At 69.5% G+C, this 24,130-nt stretch carries 24 protein-coding genes and 1 tRNA gene; 16 read left to right on the top strand and 9 right to left on the bottom strand.

From position 1 onward, the window contains the following. Window positions 1-56: 56 nt before the first annotated feature. The gene (locus I6J71_RS45455) at window positions 57-380 is read left to right on the top strand and encodes an MmcQ/YjbR family DNA-binding protein (protein WP_204092505.1); all 324 of its coding nucleotides are present in this window, start codon (window positions 57-59) and stop codon (window positions 378-380) included. Between the two features lie 845 nt (window positions 381-1,225). Here I6J71_RS45455 and I6J71_RS45460 read toward each other — a convergent pair. Further along, window positions 1,226-1,756 (bottom strand): GNAT family N-acetyltransferase, encoded by a 531-nt coding sequence (locus tag I6J71_RS45460; protein ID WP_204092506.1) that lies wholly within the window; start codon window positions 1,754-1,756, stop codon window positions 1,226-1,228. Between the two features lie 4 nt (window positions 1,757-1,760). After that, window positions 1,761-2,138: a nitroreductase family deazaflavin-dependent oxidoreductase gene (locus I6J71_RS45465; protein ID WP_204092507.1), complete on the bottom strand. Its 378-nt coding sequence runs from the start codon at window positions 2,136-2,138 to the stop codon at window positions 1,761-1,763. Between the two features lie 116 nt (window positions 2,139-2,254). Between I6J71_RS45465 and I6J71_RS45470 the strand changes: the two genes are divergently transcribed. The 5 genes from I6J71_RS45470 (at window position 2,255) to I6J71_RS45490 (ending at window position 5,359) form a co-directional block, all read left to right on the top strand. Then, entirely contained in the window at window positions 2,255-2,905 is a 651-nt protein-coding gene (locus I6J71_RS45470; protein WP_204092508.1) for a hypothetical protein, read from the top strand. Window positions 2,906-3,005: 100 nt separating this feature from the next. Further along, window positions 3,006-3,353, top strand: coding sequence for a YciI family protein (locus tag I6J71_RS45475; protein WP_204092509.1), 348 nt, complete (start codon window positions 3,006-3,008; stop codon window positions 3,351-3,353). After that, window positions 3,350-4,543, top strand: coding sequence for an RNA polymerase sigma factor (locus tag I6J71_RS45480; RefSeq protein WP_204092510.1), 1,194 nt, complete (start codon window positions 3,350-3,352; stop codon window positions 4,541-4,543). Before I6J71_RS45475 ends, I6J71_RS45480 begins: the two co-directional genes overlap by 4 nt. Window positions 4,544-4,656: 113 nt before the next feature. Beyond that, a complete protein-coding gene (locus I6J71_RS45485; RefSeq protein WP_204092511.1) occupies window positions 4,657-5,049 on the top strand; it encodes a nuclear transport factor 2 family protein in 393 nt (130 codons plus the stop codon). Window positions 5,050-5,053: 4 nt separating this feature from the next. Continuing rightward, window positions 5,054-5,359 carry a hypothetical protein gene (locus I6J71_RS45490; RefSeq protein ID WP_204092512.1) on the top strand — a complete coding sequence of 102 codons (306 nt, stop codon included), beginning with the start codon at window positions 5,054-5,056 and terminating at the stop codon, window positions 5,357-5,359. A 4-nt stretch (window positions 5,360-5,363) separates the two neighbouring features. Here the strand turns inward: I6J71_RS45490 and I6J71_RS45495 are convergent, their stop codons facing one another. From I6J71_RS45495 to I6J71_RS45505, 3 genes are all read right to left on the bottom strand, one after another. Then, window positions 5,364-5,645, bottom strand: a complete 282-nt coding sequence (locus tag I6J71_RS45495; RefSeq protein WP_204092513.1) for a hypothetical protein — start codon at window positions 5,643-5,645, stop codon at window positions 5,364-5,366. A 305-nt stretch (window positions 5,646-5,950) separates the two neighbouring features. Further along, on the bottom strand, window positions 5,951-6,241 hold the full coding sequence (locus tag I6J71_RS45500) for a VOC family protein (RefSeq protein WP_239154283.1): 291 nt from the start codon (window positions 6,239-6,241) through the stop codon (window positions 5,951-5,953). A gap of 197 nt (window positions 6,242-6,438) precedes the next feature. After that, window positions 6,439-6,509, bottom strand: a tRNA-Gly gene (locus I6J71_RS45505). Between the two features lie 115 nt (window positions 6,510-6,624). Here I6J71_RS45505 and I6J71_RS45510 point away from each other — a divergent pair. From I6J71_RS45510 to I6J71_RS51570, 5 genes are all read left to right on the top strand, one after another. Continuing rightward, window positions 6,625-7,845, top strand: a complete 1,221-nt coding sequence (locus I6J71_RS45510) for an oxygenase MpaB family protein (protein WP_239154284.1) — start codon at window positions 6,625-6,627, stop codon at window positions 7,843-7,845. Window positions 7,846-7,927: 82 nt separating this feature from the next. After that, the gene (gene dcd / locus I6J71_RS45515) at window positions 7,928-8,509 is read left to right on the top strand and encodes a dCTP deaminase (protein ID WP_204092515.1); all 582 of its coding nucleotides are present in this window, start codon (window positions 7,928-7,930) and stop codon (window positions 8,507-8,509) included. Between the two features lie 102 nt (window positions 8,510-8,611). Continuing rightward, the gene (locus I6J71_RS45520) at window positions 8,612-13,999 is read left to right on the top strand and encodes a DUF11 domain-containing protein (RefSeq protein WP_204092516.1); all 5,388 of its coding nucleotides are present in this window, start codon (window positions 8,612-8,614) and stop codon (window positions 13,997-13,999) included. Between the two features lie 60 nt (window positions 14,000-14,059). Next, on the top strand, window positions 14,060-15,502 hold the full coding sequence (locus tag I6J71_RS45525) for a sugar porter family MFS transporter (RefSeq protein WP_239154285.1): 1,443 nt from the start codon (window positions 14,060-14,062) through the stop codon (window positions 15,500-15,502). A 490-nt stretch (window positions 15,503-15,992) separates the two neighbouring features. Beyond that, on the top strand, window positions 15,993-16,355 hold the full coding sequence (locus I6J71_RS51570; RefSeq protein WP_370542062.1) for a CAP domain-containing protein: 363 nt from the start codon (window positions 15,993-15,995) through the stop codon (window positions 16,353-16,355). On the opposite strand, the gene I6J71_RS45535 is transcribed toward I6J71_RS51570, so the two are convergent. The 3 genes from I6J71_RS45535 to I6J71_RS45545 all read right to left on the bottom strand — a co-directional run bounded on the left by I6J71_RS45535 (window position 16,349) and on the right by I6J71_RS45545 (window position 20,609). Further along, on the bottom strand, window positions 16,349-17,353 hold the full coding sequence (locus I6J71_RS45535; RefSeq protein WP_204092517.1) for a cation diffusion facilitator family transporter: 1,005 nt from the start codon (window positions 17,351-17,353) through the stop codon (window positions 16,349-16,351). The genes I6J71_RS51570 and I6J71_RS45535 overlap by 7 nt on opposite strands. A 28-nt stretch (window positions 17,354-17,381) precedes the next feature. Further along, window positions 17,382-17,912: a DUF742 domain-containing protein gene (locus I6J71_RS45540; protein ID WP_239154286.1), complete on the bottom strand. Its 531-nt coding sequence runs from the start codon at window positions 17,910-17,912 to the stop codon at window positions 17,382-17,384. 402 nt (window positions 17,913-18,314) lie between these two features. Further along, entirely contained in the window at window positions 18,315-20,609 is a 2,295-nt protein-coding gene (locus tag I6J71_RS45545) for a (Fe-S)-binding protein (protein ID WP_204092518.1), read from the bottom strand. Window positions 20,610-20,790: 181 nt separating this feature from the next. Between I6J71_RS45545 and I6J71_RS45550 the strand changes: the two genes are divergently transcribed. The 3 genes from I6J71_RS45550 to I6J71_RS45560 all read left to right on the top strand — a co-directional run bounded on the left by I6J71_RS45550 (window position 20,791) and on the right by I6J71_RS45560 (window position 22,260). Then, window positions 20,791-21,117, top strand: coding sequence for a multidrug efflux SMR transporter (locus I6J71_RS45550; protein WP_204092519.1), 327 nt, complete (start codon window positions 20,791-20,793; stop codon window positions 21,115-21,117). After that, complete coding sequence (locus I6J71_RS45555; RefSeq protein WP_204092520.1) at window positions 21,114-21,674, top strand: TetR/AcrR family transcriptional regulator; 561 nt, start codon at window positions 21,114-21,116, stop codon at window positions 21,672-21,674. The genes I6J71_RS45550 and I6J71_RS45555 overlap by 4 nt, the downstream gene beginning before the upstream one ends. A 145-nt stretch (window positions 21,675-21,819) precedes the next feature. Further along, window positions 21,820-22,260, top strand: coding sequence for a GNAT family N-acetyltransferase (locus I6J71_RS45560; RefSeq protein WP_204092521.1), 441 nt, complete (start codon window positions 21,820-21,822; stop codon window positions 22,258-22,260). Between the two features lie 81 nt (window positions 22,261-22,341). Here I6J71_RS45560 and I6J71_RS45565 read toward each other — a convergent pair whose 3' ends face one another. Beyond that, window positions 22,342-22,881 carry a YbhB/YbcL family Raf kinase inhibitor-like protein gene (locus I6J71_RS45565; protein ID WP_204092522.1) on the bottom strand — a complete coding sequence of 180 codons (540 nt, stop codon included), beginning with the start codon at window positions 22,879-22,881 and terminating at the stop codon, window positions 22,342-22,344. A 143-nt stretch (window positions 22,882-23,024) separates the two neighbouring features. On the opposite strand from I6J71_RS45565, the gene I6J71_RS45570 reads away from it, so the two are divergent. Next, a complete protein-coding gene (locus I6J71_RS45570) occupies window positions 23,025-23,834 on the top strand; it encodes a DUF4097 family beta strand repeat-containing protein (RefSeq protein WP_239154287.1) in 810 nt (269 codons plus the stop codon). A 23-nt stretch (window positions 23,835-23,857) separates the two neighbouring features. Next, the gene (locus I6J71_RS45575) at window positions 23,858-24,091 is read left to right on the top strand and encodes a hypothetical protein (protein ID WP_204092523.1); all 234 of its coding nucleotides are present in this window, start codon (window positions 23,858-23,860) and stop codon (window positions 24,089-24,091) included. Window positions 24,092-24,130: the final 39 nt, after the last annotated feature.

Raw genomic sequence — 24,130 nt, forward strand, 5'->3', positions numbered from 1 at the left:
GGAGGGGCTCCCCTTTTTCCAAGCTTTCGCGGTCCTCGTGACGCACGATGGGACCCATGACTACGTGGGACGACGTGGTGGCGCTCGCCGCGGAGCTGCCCGAGACCGAAGAGTCCACCTGGTACCGCACGCCGGCACTGAAGGTCGCGGGCAAGGGCTTCGCCCGCCTCCGCACCGAAGCCGAAGGCGGCCTGGTCCTTTTCTGCGCGCTGGATGAAAAGCAGGCGCTCCTCGCTTCCGGCGATCCGGCCTTCTTCACCACCCCCCACTACGACGGCTACGGCTCCATCCTCGTCGACCTGGACCGCGTGGACCCGCTGCAGCTGAAGGAAATGCGCACGGAATCGTGGCGGCGGAAGGCGCCGAAGAAGCTGCTGTGACGCGGCCGTGCGGATTCGTTGTCCACAGCCGCCGCGAGTTGTGGACAACTCGGCGCTCCCGCGCTTGCGCCCCCTTTTTTCGTCGGACCTCGCCGGTAGACTGGGCATGGGACGCTCCCCCAAGGGAGGGTGGGGGTTTCTCGGTCGCCGCACTGCGCTGATCATCAGTATCTTGTGGCCCCTCCGGGACGGCGCTGATCCGCGCGAGCGCGGGGCAGATTGGCATGCGGCCGGTCTGTGCACCGGCGCGACCTCAGGCCATAGGCCGTCGGGGCCTGCGTGCGGAGGCTTTGGTCGATCTCACGCCGCAGGCCGTCGGGGCCTGCCTGCAGAGGGTTTGGTCAATCGGTTCGCACGTCGCGCGCCAGTGCGGGCGGAGCGATGGGTGGTCTGCTGTCGAATGCACCGGTGGTCCAGGCTCGAGCGGCAGCTGGCCGGGTTCTTGGTGCGGTGTTGATGGCGGCGCGGCCGGTCGCTCCTCTGGGGCCCTGACCCGCTTTCCGCCAGCGCACGGGGTCGAGCCGGCAGCTGCTCTGCCGTTCCGGTCATGGCTCCACCCAACGCTTTCGAAGCTCGGCTACGACCTCGGCCGGGACATGGCCATCTCGTTGGCACTGAGGAATTGCAACTACCCCGAAAACCTCCGAAAGGTGGGGCCGTCCACAGGGGAAGCGAGTTGTGGACAACTCGGCGCTCCCGCGCTTGCGCCCCCTTTTTTCGTCGGACCTCGCCGGTAGACTGGGCATGGGACACCCCCCCCAAGGGAGGGCGGGGGCTGTCCGGCCGGTGGGGAGGGCGCAGGGCCAGCCACCACAGGGCCGTGGTCGACTCACCGACTCAGCCACTCAGTCGACGAATTCGTGTTCCAGCAAGCTCATCAAGTACATGTCGTGGTACTTCCCGTCGCTGCCGCGGAAGCACTCGCGGTGGCGGCCGTCCTCGGTGAAGCCGGCTTTGCGGTAGACGTGGCGCGCGCGTTCGTTCTCGGCGACGACCCAGAGCGCGATCAGGTGCAGGCGCATCACGTTGAAGCCGTAGCGGCACATCAGCCGCAGCGCTTCGGTGCCGTAGCCGCCGTTCCAGTGATCCTTCTCGCCGATGTAGATGTCCAGCTCGGCGCGCCCCACCTCGGGTTGGGCGTCGCGCAGGTCGATGACGCCGATGAGCCGGCCCGACGACACGGATTCGATGCCGAGCACCACGTGCGAGTACGTGTTGACCTCGCGGTTCTCACACCGCTTGCGCACCTGGTCGAGCGACCGCGGGTGCGCGTTGTCCATCCACTGCCCCACCTCCGGGTCGTGGATCCAGCGGTACAGCGATTCGGCGTCCGACGGCTCCAGCGCGCGCAGCCTGACCAGCTTCCCCGTGAGCAACGGTTCACCCCCGCTTGAGCAGCAGAAAGTCCTCCACGCCGACGAGCCCGAGGAACTGGCGCACCCCGGGCGGCATCCGACGGCGCGACCCATCATGCACCAGCTGTGGATCAACGACGTCGTATTTTCGGCACCCCGTCAGGAGTTCCGCGCGGCCGGCGGCGAGCACGTTCTTGACCCAGTCGGTGTCCGGGCCGTACGTCAGAGCCACGACGAAGCCGTCGCCGGAGCGGAAGACGTTCAGCGGCGTGCGGAACTCCCGGCCGGACCGGCGGCCGCGGTGGATGATCATCCCGAATCCGGGCAGCCAGCCGACGAACGGCCGGGTGACGCGGTTCGTGACGACGCGGTTGAAGCGGGCGAGGCGTTCAGGCAGCACCATGCGGCCCAGCTTAATCCAACGGCTGTGGAATTACGCGTCGAGCGGGGCCGCGACTGCGGAAACGACCCCGTCTGGTGGGATGTCCGCGGACACCGGCACGACGCGGGGAGAAGATCATGGCGAACGACTGGCCGCTGCGACAGGACCCGGAGTCCCCGGTGATCTTCGCGCGCACGCTGCTCGACGACCCGGCGCAGCTCGCGTTCGTGGTCCTCGACGATGACGACGACTGGTTCGTCAGCGACGGCGCCGAGTTCGACGAGGACATGAACGTCAACCGCGAGCAGTTCGGCGCGGTGTCGCTGCGGGAAGCCCTCGAGCTGGTGCCGCAGCTGACGGCGCTGGCCGGGCTGCCCACCGGCATGGCCGCCGACTGGGATCCGGACCGCTCGACGTGGCTGCTGAGCTCCGTCGCGGACTCCGACGACGCCGACGAGGACCGCCGCATCCGCGAGAACCGCATCGCCGCGTGGCAGCACCCGGGCTCGCCCGTCGACGAGGTGCAGCTGTCGACCGGGCTGACCGAGATCGCGACCGGGGCTGACGCGCCCGTCCGCGCGGTCCGCCAGGTCGTGCGCGAGGGTGACGGCACATGGCTGTTCGTGGGATTCGAGGTGCCGGAAGCCGAGGACTTCGAGGTCGAGAGCCTGGAGCTGGAGCACGTCGTGCGCCTGTACCCGGACGTCGCGGGCGCGCTGCTGGCCGAGCCCGGCCAGGTCTTCGACCGCGCCGAGCCGGGCGCCGAGTGGGAACTCGTGGAGGGCTGAGAAATTTTCTCGGGCGATTGTCCTGGCGTCCGCGGGTCCGTTCGTCCTTAGAGTGTTAACCGGCGAACGGCGCCGGTTCGGACACCCTTCAGGAGCAGCCATGCCCACCTATGCCGCGCTCATCTACTCCGCCGACGTGGACCCGACGCAGCCCGAGGCCGCCGGATTGATGAAGGACTACAACGAGTTCGGCCAGGCCGCGGCCGCCGTGATCCGCGGCGGAAAGGCCCTCTACCCGACGGCGACCGCCACCACCGTCCGCGTGACCGGCGGCAAGGGCGGCGACATCGTGACCAGCGACGGCCCGTACGCCGAGACGAAGGAAGCCCTCACCGGTTTCTACCTCATCGAGTGCCCCGACCTCGACGAAGCCGTGAAGGTCGCCGCACAGATCCCGGCCGCGTGGGACGGCGCCGTCGAGGTGCGCCCGGTCGTCGAGTTCTCGTGAGCCTCGCCGGCGACGCGCTGGCGCGACTGGTCCGGGACGAGGGGACCCGGGTGCTGGCCACGCTCGTGCGCGTCACCGGGAGTGTCGACCTGGCCGAGGACGCGGTGCAGGACGCCGTCGTGCGGGCGCTCGAGACGTGGCCGCGCGACGGCGTTCCGGACCACCCGCGGGCCTGGCTACTCGTGACCGCGCGCCGGCGGGCCGTCGACGTCGTGCGCCGCGAGGCGAAGCGCGCCGGGAAGGAGGCGGACGCGATGCCGCTCTCCGAAGACGACCCGCCGCCGTCGGTGATCCGCGACGACCTACTGCGGCTCGTGTTCACCTGCTGCCACCCGTGCCTGTCCGTGGAGGCGCAGGTCGCGTTGTCGCTGCGGACGCTCGGCGGGTTGTCGACCGCGGAGGTCGCACGCGGGTTGCGCCTGCCTGAAGCAACGACCGCGAAGCGGCTGACGCGCGCGAAGCAGAAGATCGCGACGGCCGGGATCCCGTACCGCGTGCCGGCGGCGGAGGAACTGCCGCGGCGGCTCGAGGGCGTCGCCGCGACGGTGTACCTGATCTTCAACGAGGGGTACGCGGGCGTACGCGCTCCGCTCGTCGACGAGGCCGTGCGGCTGGCGCGGCTGCTGGCGTCGCTGATGCCCGACGAGCCGACGGTGCTGGGCCTGCTGGCGTTGCTGCTGCTGCACGACGCCCGCCGGTGCACGCGCCTCGCGGACGACGGCCTCCCGGTCCTGCTGGCCGACCAAGACCGTGCACGGTGGGACGCCGCGTTGATCCGCGAAGGCGTCGAACTGGTGGGACGTGCGTTGCGGCGAACGCCTTCGAAGCCCGACCCGTACGTGGTGCAGGCGGCGATCGCGGCGTGCCACACGCTGGCGCCGACGTACGCCGAAACCAACTGGGACGCCGTGATCTCTTGGTACGACGTGCTTTTCACCGTGCGGCCGAGTCCGGTGGTGTTACTGAACCGCGCAGCCGCGATCGCCGAACGTGACGGCGCTGCCGTCGCGCTGTCGCTCGTCGACGCGCTCGATGGTCTGGCCGACTACCCGTGGTGGCACGCGACGCGCGCGGAGTTGTTGCACCGCTTGGGAAACCGCGCGGACGCCGTGTCGGCATGCGCGGCGGCCGAAGCGGCAGGGCTCGGTGCGGGCCACGCGGCGCTGCTGCGGCGGCGGGTGGGTGAATAGGGAGAGCTTGACACGTCAGCGAGCGCGCGCGTTCGATGGGAGAACGCCCTGTGGCCCGGTGTCTGTGCCCGGCGCGCAGGGCGCCCACGTTTGTTCACGCAGAGGGGGCCAGAATGGCCGAACATCCCAACGCGAAACTCGTCAGGCGCGGTTACGAGGCGTTCTCCGCCGGTGACGTCGCGACGCTTTCCGAACTCCTCGCCGAGGACGCCGTGCAGCACATGCCCGGACACAACGTGTTCTCGGGCGACCACAAGGGCCGCGCCGCGATCCTCGCGCTGTACGGCGAACTCGGCTCGCGGTCGAACGGCACGCTCCGCGTGTCGCTGGAGGAGATCTACGCGAACGACGACCGGGTCATCACCGTCTACCGCTCCACGGGCAAGCGCGGCGACAATCACCTCGACACCCGGCACGCCCTCGTCTTCCGCATCCGCGACGGCAAGGCGACCGACCTCCTGGACGTCGCCGCCGACGAATCCACCGACGATGCCTTCTGGGCGTGATCCCGTGCCGACCTTGATGATCCTTCGCGTCGCCGGCAACGGTGCCCAGCTGGAGAAAACCGCAGCCGCCGACCCGCAGAAGACCCAGTCCATCATCGCCACCGCGAAGGCCCACGGCCTCATCACCCACCAGTTCTGGGCGACCGACACGGAACTCCTCGTCGTCGACACCTGGCCGGACGAACAGTCCTTCAAGGACTTCTTCGCGGAAGCCCGGGAACGCATCGGCGCCGTCATGTCGGCCGCGGGCGTCGCCACCGAACCCGAAGTGACCTTCTACCGCAAACTCGACGTGGGCGACGAGGTCTGAGTGTCTACTGTGGACTCAAGGTGTCCCGGTACTTCCCGTTGACGAGCTCCAGCCACCGCCCGCTCCAGCCACTCGAAACGGCGATCTCTTCGATCGCCCCGGTGGGGAGGCACAGGAACCTGAAACGCTCGACCGCCTCCCGCTCGCCCGCCTCGACCCGTGGTTGGAGGCGTTCGAGCTCCTCGATGGCATCGGCGGTGGAGTCGTAGCTGCTCCAGCTCGTGTCGTGCTCGCCGGCACGCAGGATGGCCAGGACGTCGGTGATCAGGTCAGAGAGCCGCGTCATGGTTGAGGATTGTCCCGTAGTCGGGGCGGGACAAGAAGAGAGTGAGGGCGTTTTCCCGATTCGGAGAACGCCCTCACTCCTTGTTCGGAGCGGATGACGGGCTACGCCGTGTGCGTTGTGACGCGCGCGCCGCCGCCGACGATGCACGGAAACGGCAGTCATGATGTGTGGTCTACGACAATCCAGGCGCTGTCGGCGCACGCATTCGTGGCGCAGTCCCTCAAGTGACGCGCGCCTGGATAGGCTTGAGCAGTCAGGGTCGGGCCACAGATGGCTGGGGCCGCCGCACTTGTCTCCGGACTGCTTCAGCGGTGCCCGGTGTCGATGACGCAGAAGCGGTTACCGTCGGTATCGGCGAGCACGACGAAGTAGGCGTCGTCCGGGTTGAGGTCCCAGCCGACGACCCGGGCGCCCAGGGATACCAGCCGCTCGACCTCGGCGGCCTGGTCGGCCGCGTCTCCGGCGTACAGGTCCAGATGGATCCGCGGATGCCGATGGAGGCCCTGGAGGGTACGTCCTGCGAAAAGAGCTGGAGGACGACTGGGCGGTGCCGGTCCCGGCGGAGGGGCCGGGGGCCAGCTGTCGCTCGGCCGCACTGAGACACCGCTCCAGGTAGAACGCCGCCGCCCGTGGCACATCCGGGACACCCAGCACAACAGAACCGACTCTCAGCATCCGTCGATTCTGTGCCACCACGGCTGAGTGATGTTGTCGGAAAGGGCCGTGAATAGCGAGTGGGGGTGCTTCCCGAACTCGGGAAGCGCCCCTACTGAGCTGAAAAACAATATGTGAGAGCGGATGACGGGAATCGAACCCGCGTATTCAGCTTGGGAAGCTGATGTTCTACCATTGAACTACATCCGCAGTGCTCCGCCAGCATACACGGCCGCGTGATCGGTGTGTCCAGTGGGCGCGGGTTGACGGCGCCGGGGGCAAGTGACAACACTTGTTGTCCGACGGTCGGTGGTGCCGGAGGTGTGTGGTGGACGACCCTGTGTTGTTCAGACGGGGCGGGTTTCGACTGGTGGCCCGGCTGCGGGGCGTCGAGGACCTGCGGGCGGACGATGGCCAGGTCACCCGGCTCCGGGAGTTCGCGCAGCGGCAGGACGGGCCGGCCGATCGGCTCGCGGAGTGGCTGGCGCGGGAGCCCGGGAACCGGGAGCGGTTCGAGCGGGCGTTGAGCGGCGAAGCCACCGAAGCCACCGAAGCCGGCAAAGCCCCCGACGCGGCGCCTGAGCTGCGGGAATTCATGGCCGTCGTCGAAGCCACGCCGTACTGGGTGGATCGGCGGAGGCTGGAGAAGGGGGCGCGGGCGATCACGCGCGCGGGGTTGCTCGGGTTGTTCCCGCTCGGCGACATGTCGTTGATGGGCGGCTACCTGGCGTCGCGGGCGACGAAGGCGTTGGTCGGGACCGGGGAGATCGAGCGCAGGGCCACGAAGCGGCTCGTGGAGACCGCGGCGTGGTGGATCGACGTGACCACGCCGGGGGCGATGGACCGCCACAACACCGGCTTCCGCGCGGCGGTGAACATCCGCGTCGTCCACGCGCACGTCCGGCGAGCGATGAACAGCCGCGAGGACTGGGACTACGAGCGGTGGGACCGGCCGATCAACCAGGTCCAGACCGCCGGCACGCTGCTGCTCTTCTCGCTGGTCTACGTGTTCGGCACGCAGCTGCTCGGCCTGCGCTACAGCGAGCAGGAACGCGCCGACATCCTCCACCTCTGGCGCTACATCGGCTGGCTCATGGGCGTCGACGAGGAGCTCCTGCCCGCGGACGAGGACGACGCGTGGCGGCTGCTCTGGCTGCTCGCCGCCACCGAGTTCATCCCCGACGACGACTCGAAGCGGCTCGCCAAAGCGCTGGTCGAGAGCCACGCGGCCATCGGCGAGGGCCGCGGTGCGGCCGGCAAGGTGCTCGCGCACGTGAACGTCCAGGTGCACTCCGCGATCAGCCGCCTGGTGCTGGGCAAGGAGAACGCCGACTTCCTGGAGCTGCCGGACGACCCCGTCGCCCAGGCGGCCGTCGTCGCGGCGGCCGGGGTGAACTTCGCCGCCGAGACGGCGCGGCGGCTCATCCCCGGTGCGACCGCGGTGCAGGAGCTGCTCGGCGGAATCGGCCGGCGCCGCTACCTCAAGCGGCTGCACGAGGTGTTCAAGCTCGACACGACGTTGCGGCAGCACGTACGCGCCGCCTGACGACATATCGCTTGAACCACGACGGTTATCGTCTGAGCCAGCCTGATCCACCCTGATCCAAAGTTGCCGTTAGGCTTCGTCCGTGCTGCTCAGTGACCGTGACCTCCGCAAAGAGCTCGACGCCGCCCGGCTCGGCATCGACCCCTTCGACCCCGCGATGGTCCAGCCGTCGAGCATCGACGTGCGCCTCGACCGGTTCTTCCGGGTGTTCGACAACAGCAAGTACACGCACATCGACCCGCAACTGCAGCAGGACGAGCTCACCTCCCTCGTCGAGAAGGAGGGTGAGGAACCGTTCGTGCTGCACCCCGGCGAGTTCGTGCTCGGCTCCACGTTCGAGCTGGTCACGCTCGCCGACGACCTCGCCGGCCGCCTCGAGGGCAAGTCCTCGCTCGGCCGGCTGGGGCTGCTCACGCACTCCACGGCGGGCTTCATCGACCCCGGCTTCTCCGGCCACATCACGCTCGAGCTGTCCAACGTCGCGAACCTGCCGATCACGCTCTGGCCGGGCATGAAGATCGGCCAGCTGTGCATCTTCCGCCTGTCCAGCTCGGCGGAGTTCCCGTACGGCTCGAAGGAGGCCGGCTCCCGCTACCAGGGCCAGCGCGGCCCGACGCCGAGCCGCGCGTACAAGAACTTCCACCGCGTCGACACCTGGCGCTGATCGTCACCCACAGGCCCCGCCGGTCGCTCTCTGGAGTGAAGCCCGGCCACGGCCGGGTGCGAAAAGGCGTTTCGTTCACCAGTTCGTGGAAAGCTCGCGGACATGGGCTCGGCCGGGAAAAGACTGCTCGCGATATTCGGCCTCCTGGCCACATTCCTGACACCGGCGGCGCACGCGGACGTCGTCAAGGGATTCCAGCAGAATTACCACAAAGTGGTGTACGGCGATTTTTTGTACGCCGGAAACAGTGTGGTGCAGTGCGCGACCGGAGACGCCGAGTGCGCGAAGGCCGCGAACCGCGAAACGAAAGAGCGCGCGAGTGACTTCGCGTTGCGCTGGTCCGATGTGGACGGCGACGCCGAAACGTTCGACTCGGCCACGGCGTCCGTCACCATCCCGCCGGGGGCGAAGGTCGCGTTCGCGCGCCTGAGCTGGGGTGGGTCGCTGGCGACGACGTGCCCGCGCCCACCCGGCGAGGCGAACACGCAAGCGGTGCGGTTCTGGGTGGGCAGCGGCGAACCGGCCGACGTCTCGCCCGGTTCCTTCGAGCAGGACGCGCAGTTCTACTCCGCCCACGCCGACGTGACGGGGCAGTTCGCGAACGCGCCGACGGGCACGCCGGTGACGCTGACCGCCGGCAACGTCTGGACCGCCGCCGGGCGCGGGTGCGGCGGGGGCTGGTCGGTGGCGGTCGTGTTCGCTTACCCGGGCAGCGATCCGCAGTACGCGCCGGCCAAGCGCGCGGTGTACGTCTACGACGGGCACGAGGCGGTCAGTGCGAACGGTCCCGCCGCGACCACGACCGTCACCGGGTTCCGCGCGGCGTCGGCCGACGCACACGTCGGAGTGACCGCCGAAGGCGGCGACTGGGGCACGACCGGTGACCGCTTCCTGATCAACGGCAAGCCCATCGCGGAACCCGGCACCGGCGCGCCCGACAACTTCTTCATCGCCAGCACGGACAACGCCGTGAAACCCGGCGCGAAGAACAGCTTCGGCGTGGACGCGAAAGCGTTGAGCAGCGACGCCGTGCCGAGCGGCGCGACGAGCGCGAAGCTCGCGTTCAGCACGACCGGCGACGACTTCGCCGCGCAGAACCTCGTGTTCTCCGTGCCGGTGCCCGACCTGCAGCTCGTGACGCACGTCGACCCGCCACGCGCGCACGCGGGTGACCAAGTGACCGTGACGGTCGGCGTCACGAACCCGAACGACACCGCGGCGCACGACGTCGAGGTGACCGACGACCGCTTTCCCGCTTGCGCCAAAAAGATCGGCACGCTCGCCGCGGGCGCGACCACCGGTTATCAATGCCCGGTGACCGCGCCCGGCGACGACGTCACGAGCGCCGCGAAGGTAACCGGCACCAGCACGCTCGGTGACGCGCTCGACGGCACCGCCGCCACTCGCGTCGACGTCGTCCACCCCGCGATTTCCCTGGCGCAGCAAGTCGACAAACCGGCTTACCGCGCCGGCGACCCGGTGACGTTCACGGTCACCGCCACCAACACCGGTGACGTGCCGCTGCACGACGTCGCCGTCACCGACGTGAAGGTCGGCGCGTGCGCGCGCACGATCGGGACGCTCGCGCCGCGGCAGCAGACCACGGCGACGTGCCAGGCGAAGGCGCCGGTGCCCGAGACCAGCGCTTCCGCGGCCGGCACCGATCCGCTGGGCAAGGTCGTGACGGCCGTGGCCGACGTGAAGGTCCCCGTCATCGCGCCGGCCATTGACATCACCAAGACGGTCGATCCCGCCGTGGTGCACGCCGGGGACCCGGTGACGTGGACGATCACCGTGCGCAACACCGGCGACAGTCCCCTGAACAGCATCGACGTGACCGACGCGAGCGAACCCGCGTGCTCCCGGACGTTCGGCGCGCTCGCGCCCGGCGCGCAGCAGAGCTGGCCGTGCGCCGAAAAGCCCGCGCTGACCACGACGAACACCGTGACGGCGACCGGCACCGACCTGTCCGGGCAACCGGTGACCGACACGGCGTCGGCGACCGCGAAGGTGATCCACCCGGCCTTGTCGCTCACGAAGACCTCCGCGCCGGCCCAGGTGCGCGAAGGGGACCGCGTGACCTTCACCGTCACGCTGAAGAACACCGGTGACGCGCCGCTCGACGACGTCGCGGTGGCCGACGACCGCACGCCCGGCTGCGTGCGGAAGTTCGGCACCCTCGCACCGCGGGCCGAGCAGACCTACCGGTGCGACCTGCTTGCACCCCAAGACGACCTCACCGATCCCGCGGTCGCGACCGGCAAGGACGAGCTGGGCCGGGAACTGAGCGGCACCGCCGACTCGACGATCGACGTCATCCACCCCGCGCTCGCCGTCACGCAGTCCGCCGCACCCGCGCAGGTGCGCGAAGGGGATCACGTGACCTTCTCCGTCACGGTCAGCAACACCGGCGACACCCCGCTTCACGACGTCGGCCTCGCCGCCACCCGGGTCCCCGGCTGCGCGAAGCCGGTCGGAAGCCTTCCTCCGCGGGGAAAGCAGACCCTCACGTGCACGACGGTCGCCGGCAAGGACGGCTTCACCAACTCCGCCACGGCCACCGGCACCGACCCGACCAACCGCCCGGTCACGGCGTCGGCCGACGCCTCGTTCGCGGTGCAGCACCCGGCCGTCACGCTCGCCGCGACTGTCCAAGGTGGACCCTTCCGCGAGCACGACAACGTGCCGGTGCGGGTCACCGTGAAGAACACCGGTGACGTGCCGCTCACGGAGGTGCACGTCACCGCCGACGCCTGCACACAGGACCACGACCCGCTGCCGGCCAGCGCCATCTGGACGTTCACCTGCACCACCAACGCGCCCGCCGATGACGTCACCGAATCGCTCACCGTCACCGCGACGCCCCCGATGGGACCGGTCGTGACGGCGAACGCCGAAGCGGTCGTCGACGTCATCCACCCGGCCGTCGCGATCACGCAGACCGTCGCGCCCGCAGTCGTGCGCCCGGGCGAGCCGGCGACGTTCACGGTCACCGCCACCAACACCGGTGACGTCGAACTGCACGACGTCAGCGTCGCCGACACCGCCGCCCCCGAATGCGCCAAGCGGCTCGGCACTCTTTCCCCGCAGGCGAAACAGACCTACACCTGCACCCACGCCACCGGCGACGACCTCGCCAGCGCCTCCGTCGTCACCAGCACCGACCCGGCGAACCGGCCGGTCACCGCGACGGCCGACGCCCACGTCGACGTCATCCACCCGGCGATCGCGATCAGCCAGACGGTCGCGCCGCAGCAGGTGCGCGAAGGGGACCCCGTGACCTTCACGATCACCGTCCGCAACAGCGGTGACGTCCCGCTGACGCGCGTGTCCGTTGCGGACGATCGAACGAACAGCTGCGCCCGTCCGGCCACCACGCTCGTTGCCGGCGCCACCGAGAACTACACCTGCAGCACCAAAGCCGGCCGCGACGGCTACACCAATTCCGTGAGGGTCACCGGTACCGACCCGCTCGGCGGCACGGTCACGGCCGCAGCCGAAGCGAGCTTCACCGTCCTGCACCCCGGGTTGTCGCTCACCCGCGCCGTGCACGGCGGTCCCTTCCGCGCCGGCGACGCCGTGACCACGACACTCACCGTCACCAACACCGGCGACACTCCCGTCACCAAGATGCGCGTCACCGACGACCAGGTGCCCGTGTGCGCGAAGACGTTCGACACCCTCGCCCCCAGTGCGAAGCAGTCGTACGACTGCACCTCACCCGCGCCCGCCGACGACGCCGTGTTCACCGCCCGCGTCACCGGCGCGCCCACGACCGGCGCGGCCCTGACCGCGACGGCCGACGCCACGATCGACGTCATCCACCCCGCGCTCACCGTGAAACCCGCAGCCGCGCCACCGCAAGCGCGGGCCGGCGACGACGTCACCGTCACCGTGGTCGTCACCAACACCGGCGACGTCCCGCTCACGAAGATCACGCTCACCGGTTGCCCGAAGGACTACGACCGGCTCGGCCCCGGCGCCGCCGAGACCTACGCCTGCCGCGTGAAGGCCGCGTCCGACGACTTCACGGCCACGGTGAACGCCACCGCGAACGACCCCACCACCCGGCCCGTCACCGCGTCCGGTGTCACGAAGGTCGACGTCATCCACCCCGAGCTCGCGATCATGACCGACGCCGAGCCGTACCAGGTCCGCCAGGGCGACACCGTCACGTTCTCCGTACTGGTCAAGAATGTCGGCGACACCCCGCTCACCGACGTGTCCGTTGTGGACGATCACACCCCTGCCTGCGGACGCCACGCCGGCCGCCTGATCCCCGACGCCGAGGAGACCTACAGCTGCACCACCACGGCGGGCGCGACCGGCTTCACCAGCACCACGAGCGTCACCGGCACCGACCCGGCCCAACGCGCGGTGACGGCGTCCGCGCAGGCGTCGTTCGCCGTGCTGAAACCGAAGCTGACGCTGGCCAAGCACGTCGACGGTGGCCCGTTCCGCCCCGGCGACTCGGTGCGGTTCGACGTTGTGCTCACCAACACCGGCGACACCGAACTGCACGACGTCCACGTCACCGATCCAGGCGCGCCCGAGTGCGCCCGCACGTTCGCGACGCTGCCGGTCAACGGCATCCGGCGCTACCCGTGCACGACGACCGCGGCCGGCACCGCCATCGACAGCACGCAGGTCACCGCCACACCGCTCCGCGGCACGCCGGTAATGACCACAGCCGACGCGAAGATCGACGTCATCCACCCGAACCTGGAGATCACGAACGACCACCTCCGCCAGCCCATCCGCCCGGGCGACCCGGTCACCTACCTGACCACCGTCCGCAACACCGGCGACGCGACCCTGACCGACGTGATCGTTCGCGCCGCCGACCCAACCTGCGCGTTCACCGTCAGCGAGCTTCCACCCGGCGAGACGACCGTTCGCGCCTGCACCCGCACCGTCCGCGTCGACCTCGTCGAAGACACCACGGCCACCGCCCACGACCCCGCAGGCCACACGCTCACGGCGACGACCACCGCCACCACCGAGGTCATCGGCTCCGAGCCCGCCGTCGTCCCCAGGAAAACACCGGCGAAGCCCGCCCTCGCTCTCACCGAAGAGGCCGACCCGACCGCGAATCCCGGCGACACCGTGACCTTCCTGGTCACCGCCACCAACACCGGCACCGCACCGCTCACGGTGCAGGGTCTCCGCCTCGACCCGGGCGACCACCGCGAATGGACTCGGACGGCCATCGCACCCCGAGCCGGCACACTCGCCGACAAGATCGCGGTCACGGCCCACCCGGACACACTGAGCGGTCAAGAATTCACCGAACACGCGCAGACCGTGGTGAAAATCGTCTCACCCGAGGCCCTCGCGAAGGCCCCGGCGGACCCCCTCCCCGGCCCCGATCCCGACCCCTGGATCTACGCCCTGAACAGCCTGTCCTTGCTCGCGGCCGGCGGCCTGTTCCTCCGCATCACCCGGCAGCCGCGGCCGGCATCGGGTGCGGCACGTCACCGGCGCCACTGACACGATCGAGCTCCGAACAGGAGTTCCCTCGAAGAGGTAAGCGATCTTCGAGAGGAGTTGGTGGGGTCGTTGGCCGACGTCGTTTCCGGCGAACGAGCGGGCCGGCAGCACCTCGCCCACGTCGTGTTCATCGCGGGCGCGGCGGCCGTGGGCGGGTTCCTGTTCGGGTATGACAGCTCCAACATCAACGGTGCCGTGCTCGGCATCCAGAAGCACTTCGACGTCGGCGCGGCCGCCACGGGCCTCACCGTCTCGAGCGCCTTGATCGGCTCGGCCGTCGGCGCATGGTTCGGTGGGCTGCTGTCCGACCGCGTCGGCCGGATCCGCACGATGCAGATCGCCGCGATTCTGTTCCTGGTGAGCGCGCTGGGTGCGATGTTCCCGTTCGGCATCTGGGACCTCGCCCTGTGGCGGGTGGTCGGCGGGATCGCGATCGGTGTCGCGTCCGTGATCGGCCCGGCCTACATCGCGGAGGTCGCGCCACCCGCGTACCGCGGTCGGCTCGCGAGCCTGCAACAGCTGGCGATCGTGCTCGGCATCGGCGTTTCGGCACTGGTCAACTGGGTCGTCAAGGACGTCGCGCCCGCGCTGGCCGACGGCTCCCACGACCTCAACGGCTCGCTCGGCGGCCTCGAAGCGTGGCAGTGGATGCTCGGCGCGGCGGCCGTGCCAGCGGTGCTCTACTTCGTGCTCGCCTCGATCATCCCCGAGTCGCCGCACTACCTGCTCTCGATCGGCAAGGACGCCAAGGCGCGCAAGGTCCTCGCCGACGTCGAAGGCGCGGCAGGCGAAGCCGATATCGATGCCAAACTCGCCGACATCCGCCGCGGCCTGCGCACCGAGCGGCGCTCGAAGGTGCGTGACGTCGTCGGCGGGAAGTTCGGCCTGCTGCCGGTGGTCTGGATCGGCATCGCGCTCGCCGCGTTCCAGCAGTTCGTGGGTATCAACGTGATCTTCTACTACTCCGACACGTTGTGGCACTCGGTCGGCCAGAACACCGATTCGCTGCTGATCTCCATGGTCAGCCCGGTCATCAACATCATCGGCACGTTCATCGCGATCGCGTTCATCGACCGCGTCGGCCGGAAACCGCTGCTGCTCATCGGCTCGGTCGGCATGGCGATCGGGCTCGGCGTCGCGGCGATCGCGTTCGGCAACGCGCAGACCGTGAACGGTGAGTTGAGTCTCCCCGGCGCTTGGGGACCGGTGGCGCTCGCGTTCGCGAACGTCTTCGTGATCTCGTTCGCGCTGTCGTGGGGCGTGATCTTGTGGGTGCTGCTCGGCGAGATGTTCCCGCTGCGCATCCGCGGTGCCGCGCTGGCCATCGGCACGGCCGCGAACTGGGTGGCGAACTGGCTGGTCACGGTGAGTTTCCCCAGCATGGCCGGCTGGAACCTGAGCACCACGTACTGGATCTACGCGGCCTTCGCCGTGCTGTCGATCCCGTTCGCGCTGAAGTTCATCCGCGAGACCAAGGGCACCGCGATCGAGGACGTTTCTTGATCATTTCCGGAGCTTGATCGAGCACCGTGCTGCGCCTTTCGGGGGTAACGGTCGTAATCGGTTCGTGATACGTTCCACGCCCGTGTCCCCCATTGGTGCGCGCGGTCGTGTGGTTTTGGTGTCCCTGAGTGTCCTTCTCGGCGGGTTCTCCGCCGCTGGGGGGACCCTCTGGCTCCACGACAGACCCAGCGCGGCCACGCTCAGTAGCGTTGCCGCAGACCGGCCCGACCCGTTGGGTGGCGTGCCGCCGGTGGATCCCTACGCAAAGCAGCCGGCGTCTTCCACTCCCGGCGCAACCCCGGCCCCTCGGCCGAGCGGCGCTCCGTCACCCGGCACCCCTGACGGCTCCACGGCGCCGGCCACCCCGCCGCCCGCCGCCCCGGATCCGGCGTCCACGACCGCACCGGACCCCGCAAGCCCCGCGCAGAACCCGCCGGCGCCACCCGCTCCCCCGAAGCCGCCCGGGCAAGGTCGCGGCAACAACCCGTCGATGACCGGGCAGGTCGTCGACCTCGTCAACAAGGAGCGCGCGAAGGCCGGCTGCGCCCCGGTCGACGAGGAGTCCCACCTTGACACGGCCGCGCAGGACCACAGCGACGACATGTCCGCGCGCAACTACTTCTCCCACGACACACCCGAAGGCAAACACTTCGACGAGCGCATCCGCGACGCCGGCTACGACAAACCGGGCGCCGAGAACATCGCGAAGGGCGCCACGAGCGCCAAGCAGGTGATGCAGCTGTGGATGAACTCCAGCGGCCACCGCGCGAACATCCTCAACTGCCAGCTGACGAAACTCGGTGTCGGGGTGAACACCAGCGGCTGGTACTGGACGCAGGACTTCGGCTACTGATGTTCCTCGATCGGGCGGGTGCTCAAATCGCCGTAGCGCGCGAGCACGGTCGCCCGCAGCTTCGGGTCGCTGCGTGGCACGGGCTCGATGAACACCTCGGTGACGTCGTGGAACTTCGCCGTCAGCTCGTCGGCCAGGCGCACGCAGGCGGACTCGACGTCGGCCGCGCCGAGTGAATCGTCGAAGTCGACGCGGCCGCACACCAGGACGTGGTCGGTGCCCATGAGCATCGTCTGCAGGTCCACCACGTCCTCGATCTCGGGCGCCGCCTTGAGGTGGTCACGCACCCCGCGCACGATCCGCGGGTCGGCCTGGCGACCGATGAGCAGGCCGCGGTTGGTCCGGCCCAGCAGATACGCCACGAAGGCGAGCAACACGCCGATGAGGATCGACGCGAGCCCGTCCCACAGCGACGAACCCGTGAGCTGATGCAACCCAAGGCCGGCGAACGCGAGCAGCAGACCGGTCAGCGCCGCGGAGTCCTCGAACAGCACGGTCTTCGGCGCGGGATCGTCGATCATGCGCAGGTAGGTGAAGAACGAGCGGCGCTCGGCCCTCGACTCCTTGCGCACCTGGCGAATCGCCTGCAGCCACGAGATTCCCTCGAGCACGAACGCCACGGCGAGCACGCCGTAACCGACGATCGGGCTGGTCTGCTCCTTCGGCTCACCGAAGACCGTCGTGAAGCCCTCGTACAGCGCGAACATCGCGCCGGAGGCGAAGATCGAGACGGCCGCGAGCAGCGACCAGAAGTAGCGCTCCTTGCCGTACCCGAACGGGTGCATCCTGTCCGCCGGGCGCTCCGATCGCTTCAGCGCCGTGAGGAGCAGGACTTCGGTGATCGTGTCGGCCACCGAGTGCGCGGCTTCCGACAACATCGCGCCCGACCCGGTGATGATGCCGGCGATCAGCTTCAGGACCGCGATCGCCAGGTTCACACCGCCGGCCAGCAGCACGGTCAGAGTGCTCTCGCCGCCCGCTCCTTCTTGCTCGCTCACGGGCAGAAGGGTAGCCCGCGAGCAGGGTTCACAACCGCTGGAGACCCGAGAGCACCCGCTCCATCAACGCGACCGCCGGCCGCCCGTCTTCCTTGGGCCGCGGCGCGTGGATCGTCACGAGGCCGAGTTCGGCCAGATCGTCGAGCAGGACCCGGGCCACGCCCAGCGGCACGCTCAGCGTCGCGGCCACCTCGGCGACCGACCGCGGGTAGAGGCACAGCGACCGCACGATCCGGAACTCGCCCTTCACGTGCGGCGCGTTCCAGCGCGGGTCCTCCGCGTTTGCCTTCACGAGCGCTTCGATCGCGAGATTGCGCCGCGCCTGCGTGCGCCCGCGCGTGAGCACGTACGGCCGCACCAGCGTCCGCGGCCCCGGAACGGGCGAGGGGTCAGCGACCCAGCCGTCCCCCGCCACGGGCTCGCCCGCGAACTCCTCCGGCGCCTCCGTGGGCCACGCCGGCTCCGCCTGGCGGCCTGGGACCACGGTGACCCGCGCGGCCTGCGGAAAGGGCGTCCCCCGGTGGCCGGTCGTGCTCGGTGCGCGATACCCGTTCACCACTGCGCGTCCCCTTTTCCGGTCGCCGAATTCCGTCCCCGCGAGCGGCGCTGGTCACGAGCATGCGAAGAGTACGCTCGTTCTCCCGCTTGTCGCCGTCAATGTGACGTACTCCAAATAGCCGGTTCGGAAAATGTCGTGGAAAACGTTTTCGGCGCGGTTCCGGCACGTGCGTACGCTTTCTGTCAAACGGTTACCGCAATTCGAGGGCAGTTACCCGCGAGTATGGCAAGAGGGTGCCCGCCTGGCGTTTTCGGTGAGTGGGCGGCGGTGTCGGGGCTCTCTTTCCGCGCATGAACGAGCACGCGCGGTGAGAGCTCTGGTCACGGCCCGAGACTGAAAGAAAACGCCTCTCCCCCGACCGGTCAAGATCGCGGAAGAGGCGTTCACCTCAGTTCGAAATGCTTATTTGTCCTCATCCGGCAGCGGCGTCCCGGTCGGCGTCTCGTCGGTCCGCACGTCGGGCTCGGCCGTCAGGTCGGTGTCCGACTCGCCCTCCAGAGAAGGGGCACCCACGGCCACCAGCGCCGGCTCCGGCTTGCGCTTCACGGCCGTCAGCAGCAGCTGGGCAACGTCGACGACCTCCACCCGCTCGCCGGCCAGCCCGTCGCTCTGGCGGGCCGTGACGCCGTCCGTGAGCATCACGCGGCAGAACGGGCAGCCCGTGGCGATCTTGGACGGGGCGGTGCCCAGCGCTTCGTCCACGCGGTCCACGTTGATGCGCTTGCCGATCTTCTCCTCCATCCACATGCGCGCGCCGCCGGCGCCGCAGCACATGGAGCGATCGCCGTGGCGGGGCATCTCGCGCAGGGTGGCACCCGAGGCGCCGACGAGCTCGCGGGGCGCGTCGTACACCTTGTTGTGGCGGCCGAGGTAGCACGGGTCGTGGTAGGTGACGTCCTCGGCGATCGGCGCGACGGGCGTCAGGTACTTCTCGCGCACCAGGCGGTTGAGCAGCTGCGTGTGGTGCACGACGTCGAACTGGCCGCCCAGCTCCGGGTACTCGTTGGCGAGCGTGTTGAAGCAGTGCGCGCACGTCACGACGACCTTGCGCGCCTTGCGCTCGCGACCCTCGAACACCGAGTTCAGGACCTCGACGTTCTGCTGCGCCAGCATCTGGAACAGGAACTCGTTGCCCGCGCGGCGCGCCGGGTCACCGGTGCAGGACTCCTCCGAGCCCAGCACGGTGTACTTCACTCCCGCGATGTGCAGCAGCTCGGCGACGGCGCGCGTGGTCTTCTTCGCGCGGTCCTCGAACGCGCCGGCGCAGCCGACCCAGAACAGGTACTCCGCGTCGCCGAGGTCGCCGTCGAACACCGGGACCTCGAAGTCGAGGTCTTCCGTCCACTGGAGACGGTCCTTGGCGTTCTGCCCCCACGGGTTGCCCTTGTTCTCCAGGTTCTTGAACATGCCGTTCAGCTCGGTGGGGAACGACGACTCGATCATCACCTGGTAGCGGCGCATGTCCACGATGTGGTCCACGTGCTCGATGTCCACCGGGCACTGCTCCACGCACGCACCGCAGCTGGTGCAGGACCAGAGCACGTCGGGGTCGATCACACCGCCGTCGTCGCCGATCAGCGGGCGCTCCGACTCGGCGATGGCGAGCACGTCGATGCCCGCGTACATGTTGTCGCCGGACAGACCCACTTCATCGCCGGCCATGTCGCGCTTGCCGCCGGCCAGCAGGTACGGAGCCTTGGCGTAGGCGTGGTCACGCAGTTGCGTGATCAGCAGCTTCGGCGACAGCGGCTTGCCCGTGTTCCACGCGGGGCACTGCGACTGGCAGCGGCCGCACTCCGTGCACGTGGAGAAGTCGAGCCAGCCCTTCCAGCTGAAGTCCTCGACCTTGCCGACACCGAACGTGTCCTCGTCGGGGTCGGCCTCCTCGAGGTCGAGCACCTTGCCGCCCGACATCATCGGCTTCAGCGCGCCGAGGGCGACGCCGCCGTCGTCCTCGCGCTTGAAGTAGATGTTGAAGAACGCGCTGAAGCGGTGCCAGGCGATGCCCATGGTCATCGTCCGGGCCACGACGATCAGCCACACCGTGGCGCTCATCAGCTTGATGAACGCGAACACCGACACCAGCGCGGGGCTCGCGGGCAGGACCCAGCTCAGCGGGTCGGACACGAAGGCAGCCCAGACCGGGGTCTCGTGCACGTTCATCGCTGCCTTCGCGGCGCGCACGCCGATGATGCCGACGCCCTCGATGATCACCACGGCCTCGACGAAGTAGGCCCACGCGAAGTTCGAGCCCGCGAAGCGCGACATGCGGTCGGCGCGGCGCGGGTGGTTGGCCTGGCGGATGAACACGAGCCCGAAGCCGCCCACGATCGTGGCGACGCCGAGCAGCTCCATGAGCAGGCTCCACACCGACCAGTCCTCGAGCACCGGCCAGCCCCACGTCGGCACGAAGACCTCGCCGTAGGCCTCGAACAGCGCGAGCGACCCGATGAGGAAGCCCCACATCACCATCCAGTGCCACGGGGCGACCTGGCGGAACTTCGCCATGCGCGTGTGCGCGGCGAACTCCTTGATCAACGTGCCGAGCCGCGGGAGGAACGGTCCGTTGCGGGTCGGGTCGGGCTGGCCGAGCCGGATCACCCGCACGAAGCGGGCGATGGTGGCGATGAACATTCCCCAGGCGACGATGCCCAGGAGGACGGAGATCCCCCCGAGCGTCAGCTGTACAGCGCCCATCGTCGGGTGCCTTTCGTCCGGTGTGGTGGTGCCGGAGTCTGTGCGCGGGTCACAGCCCCGGTGCCGAGCAGGGTAACGCTTCTTACTGATGGGTAACTGGTCGGCGAGGCCCAAGTCCCACCGATGTGGTGCACGCCTCGCTGGCTAGTGGGACGATCGTTCAGGTAGTAGTTTCGTGTCCATGGGTGCTTACTTGTACCTCGCTTTGGCGATCGCCGCAGAAGTGACCGCCACTGTCTCGCTCAAGCTCTCCGACGGGTTCTCCGAAGTGCTCCCGTCGGTGCTGGTCGCGGTGGGATACGGGGTGGCGTTCTTCGCGCTGTCGCGCGTGCTGAAGCTGGGGTTGCCGATCGGCGTCGCATACGCGGTGTGGGCGGCCGCCGGCGTCGCGCTCGTCGCGATCATCGGGGTGCTGTTCCTCAAGGAACCGATCAACCTCGTGATGGTCGGCGGTTTGGTACTCGTGATCGGCGGGGTGGTGCTCATCGAAGTCGGGAGCAGCCAGTGAAGATCCAGGTCGACGGACGCAAGGCGCGTGGCGAGAAGCGGCGCGCGGAGATCATCGAGGCCACCCTGCGGGTGATCGAGCGCGACGGCGTCGCCGGCGTCACGCACCGCACGGTGGCGGCCGAGGCCGACGTGCCCACCGCGTCGACCACCTACCACTTCGCCTCGCTCGACGACCTGCTCGTGGCCACGCTCATCTCGTGCGCGCGCGACATGGCCACCGAGGTGTACTGGATGATCGACCGCGCCCGCTCACGCGGCAGCCGCGGCGCCGAGGAGGTGGCCGGTCTGCTCGCGGAGGCGCTCGGGCCGCGCCGCGGGCGCACCATGGCGGAGTACGAGCTGTACCTGCTTGCCGCGCGCAAACCAGAGCTGCGCCCGGCCGCGCGGCGCTGGCTCGACGTGCTGACGTCCATGGTCCGCCACGACGACGAGATCGCGTTCCGCGTTTTCCTCGCCGGCATCGACGGCCTGCTGATCCAGGGGCTGATCGACGACGAACCGCCGTCGGCCGACGAGCTGCGGCCCGTGGTGGACTACCTGCTCAAGCCGCGCTGACTGTGTTGCCGGTTACCAATCCGACCACAGTCACGGCGGGCACGGCCAGCCAACCGCGGTTACGTCCGGTTGCGGGCCCGCCTGCTTTTGGCCGGATTGGTAACTCCGGTGCGGCGGTTTCGTGGGTTCGGCTAGCTTGCGGGACATGCGGATCGCAGGCGACTACGAACTCGACGACGACCCCGGCCGGCTGGACCTCGACGTGCTGTGGAAGTTCCTGTCCACCGAGGCCTACTGGGGCCGTTGGCGCACGCGCGAACAGGTCGAGGCGGCGGTCGCCGGGTCGTGGCGCGTGGTCGGTGCGTACGAACGCGTGACCGGTCGTCAGGTCGGCTTCGCCCGTGCCTTCTCCGACGGCGTGACCTCGGCCTACCTCGGTGACGTCTTCGTCGTCGAGGACGCCCGCGGCGCCGGGCTGGGCAAGGAGATCGTGCGCGAGATGATCGACAACGGCCCCGGCAAGGACTTCCGCTGGATGCTCCACACGGCGGACGCCCACGAGCTGTACCGGCAGTTCGGGTTCGAAGAGCACACGAAGGGCCGCTACCTCGAACGCGACGGCGTGGGCCGGGAAGCCCTGCGGTAGGGCGTCCACAACAGACACTCGTCCGAAAAGGCCGCGGGGCCACCGCGGGCGGACCCGCGATGGCCCCGCTCCGGTGAGAACTCAGCCCTTGTTCTCGTAGGTCGCCATGATGGTGGCGCGGGCCAGCGTGTGGCCGAACATGGTGAAGCCGAGGAACGCGGGCGTCGCGTCGCCGCTGACGTCGAGGGAGTCGACGTCCAGGGCGTGGACCACGAAGTAGTAGCGGTGCGGGCCGTGTCCGGGCGGCGGGGCCGCGCCGAGGAACTGCTTCACGCCACCGTCGCCCTTGAGGGTCACGGCGCCTTCGGGCAGGCCGGATCCGCTCGCGTCGCCGGCGTTCGCGGCGAGCTCGGTGACCGACGCGGGGATGTTGAACACGGCCCAGTGCCAGAACCCGGACGCGGTCGGGGCGTCGGGGTCGTACACCGTCACCGCGAAGCTGCGGGTGCCCTCGGGGAAGCCCTCCCACGAGAGCTGCGGCGAACGGTCCTCGCCGCCGGCGCCGAAGATGCCGGACAGGTGCGGGGTCGCCAGCGTCTCGCCTTCGGCGATGTCGTTGCTGCGAAGCGTGAACGACGGGACGGACGGCAGGAAATCGTACGGATTGGGCGCTTGGGGCATCGATCCTCCTGATCAAGCTGATCTTGGAAGTCCACTCGACGACAGGTTATGACCCTGACCCGGGGCCCGGCACCTCAGGGATGTTTCGGGGGGTTTACCGGATGCCGCCGCGGCGGGGCCGCTCATACCTTTTGGCGAGACGGATGAGCAGCACTGAGGGGACGGACACCGTGGCACGCCCGCTTCTGGCACTGGGTGGCGTAGTTCTGATCGGAGTGGGGGTCGCGGTCGCCTTCGGGTGGGGGCTGGGCTCCTCCGTGGAGCGGGACGCGACGGTCGCCCAGCAGATCCGCGGCGTGAGGCTCGACGCGGACTCCGGCGACGTCCGGATCCGCACCGGGTCCGGGCCGATCTCCGTGCACCAGAAGCTGCACTACAACTTCCGCTCCGAGCCCGGCGACGCGTGGCGCGTGGACGGTGACCAGCTCGTGCTGGGCGACTGCGGCCGCAGCTGCACGGCGGACTTCGAGGTCGTCGTGCCGGCCGGGCTGCCCGTCACGGGCAGGGCCGACTCCGGCTCACTGGACATCGCGGGCGTCGGCAGCGTCGACGTCACCGCCGACTCCGGCCCCGCGCAGGTCGCGAACGTCGCGGGCTCGGTGAACCTCCGGCTCGACAGCGGCTCGATCGACCTGCACGACGTCGGCCCGGTGCAGCTGCACACCGACTCCGGGCACGTCTCGGCCGACGGGGTGCGCGGGCCGGTCGACATCTCCGCCGACAGCGGCCGGGTGGAACTGGCGCTGGCGAGTCCCAACGACGTGCAGGTGAAAGCCGATTCCGGCAGCGTCGACGTGCGGGTGCCCGCCGGGTCGTACCGCGTGATCGGCGACAGCGACAGCGGGCACCGGTCGGTGCTCATCCCGCAGTACACGCAGGACACCGGCGGAGCCGGCACGAAGACGCTCGACCTGACCACCGAGAGCGGCAGCGTCACCGTCAAGGCAGCTTGAACCACATTCGGGAGATTCTTCTGATGCGCAAGATCGAGACGCGGGTGCTGGCGGCCGTCCTGGCCGGCGCGGTGGGAGCTTTCGTGCTGACCGCGAGTTTCGGCGGCCGCACCGACACGCCGCCGGCGACGCAGCCCGTGGCCGTGGTGCGGGTGGCGGTGCCGCCGGGTGCCGGGTGGCTGGCCGAGCCGGCGGCCGTCGGCAGCGAGGTCGACCACCGTGCCGCGCGGCCCGTCGCGCCGGCCCGTCCGGCGTGAGGCTGATCGTCGCTGTCACTCGGACCCTTACTCGAGGCG

This window comes from Amycolatopsis sp. FDAARGOS 1241, assembly GCF_016889705.1.
Classification (GTDB): Bacteria; Actinomycetota; Actinomycetes; order Mycobacteriales; family Pseudonocardiaceae; genus Amycolatopsis.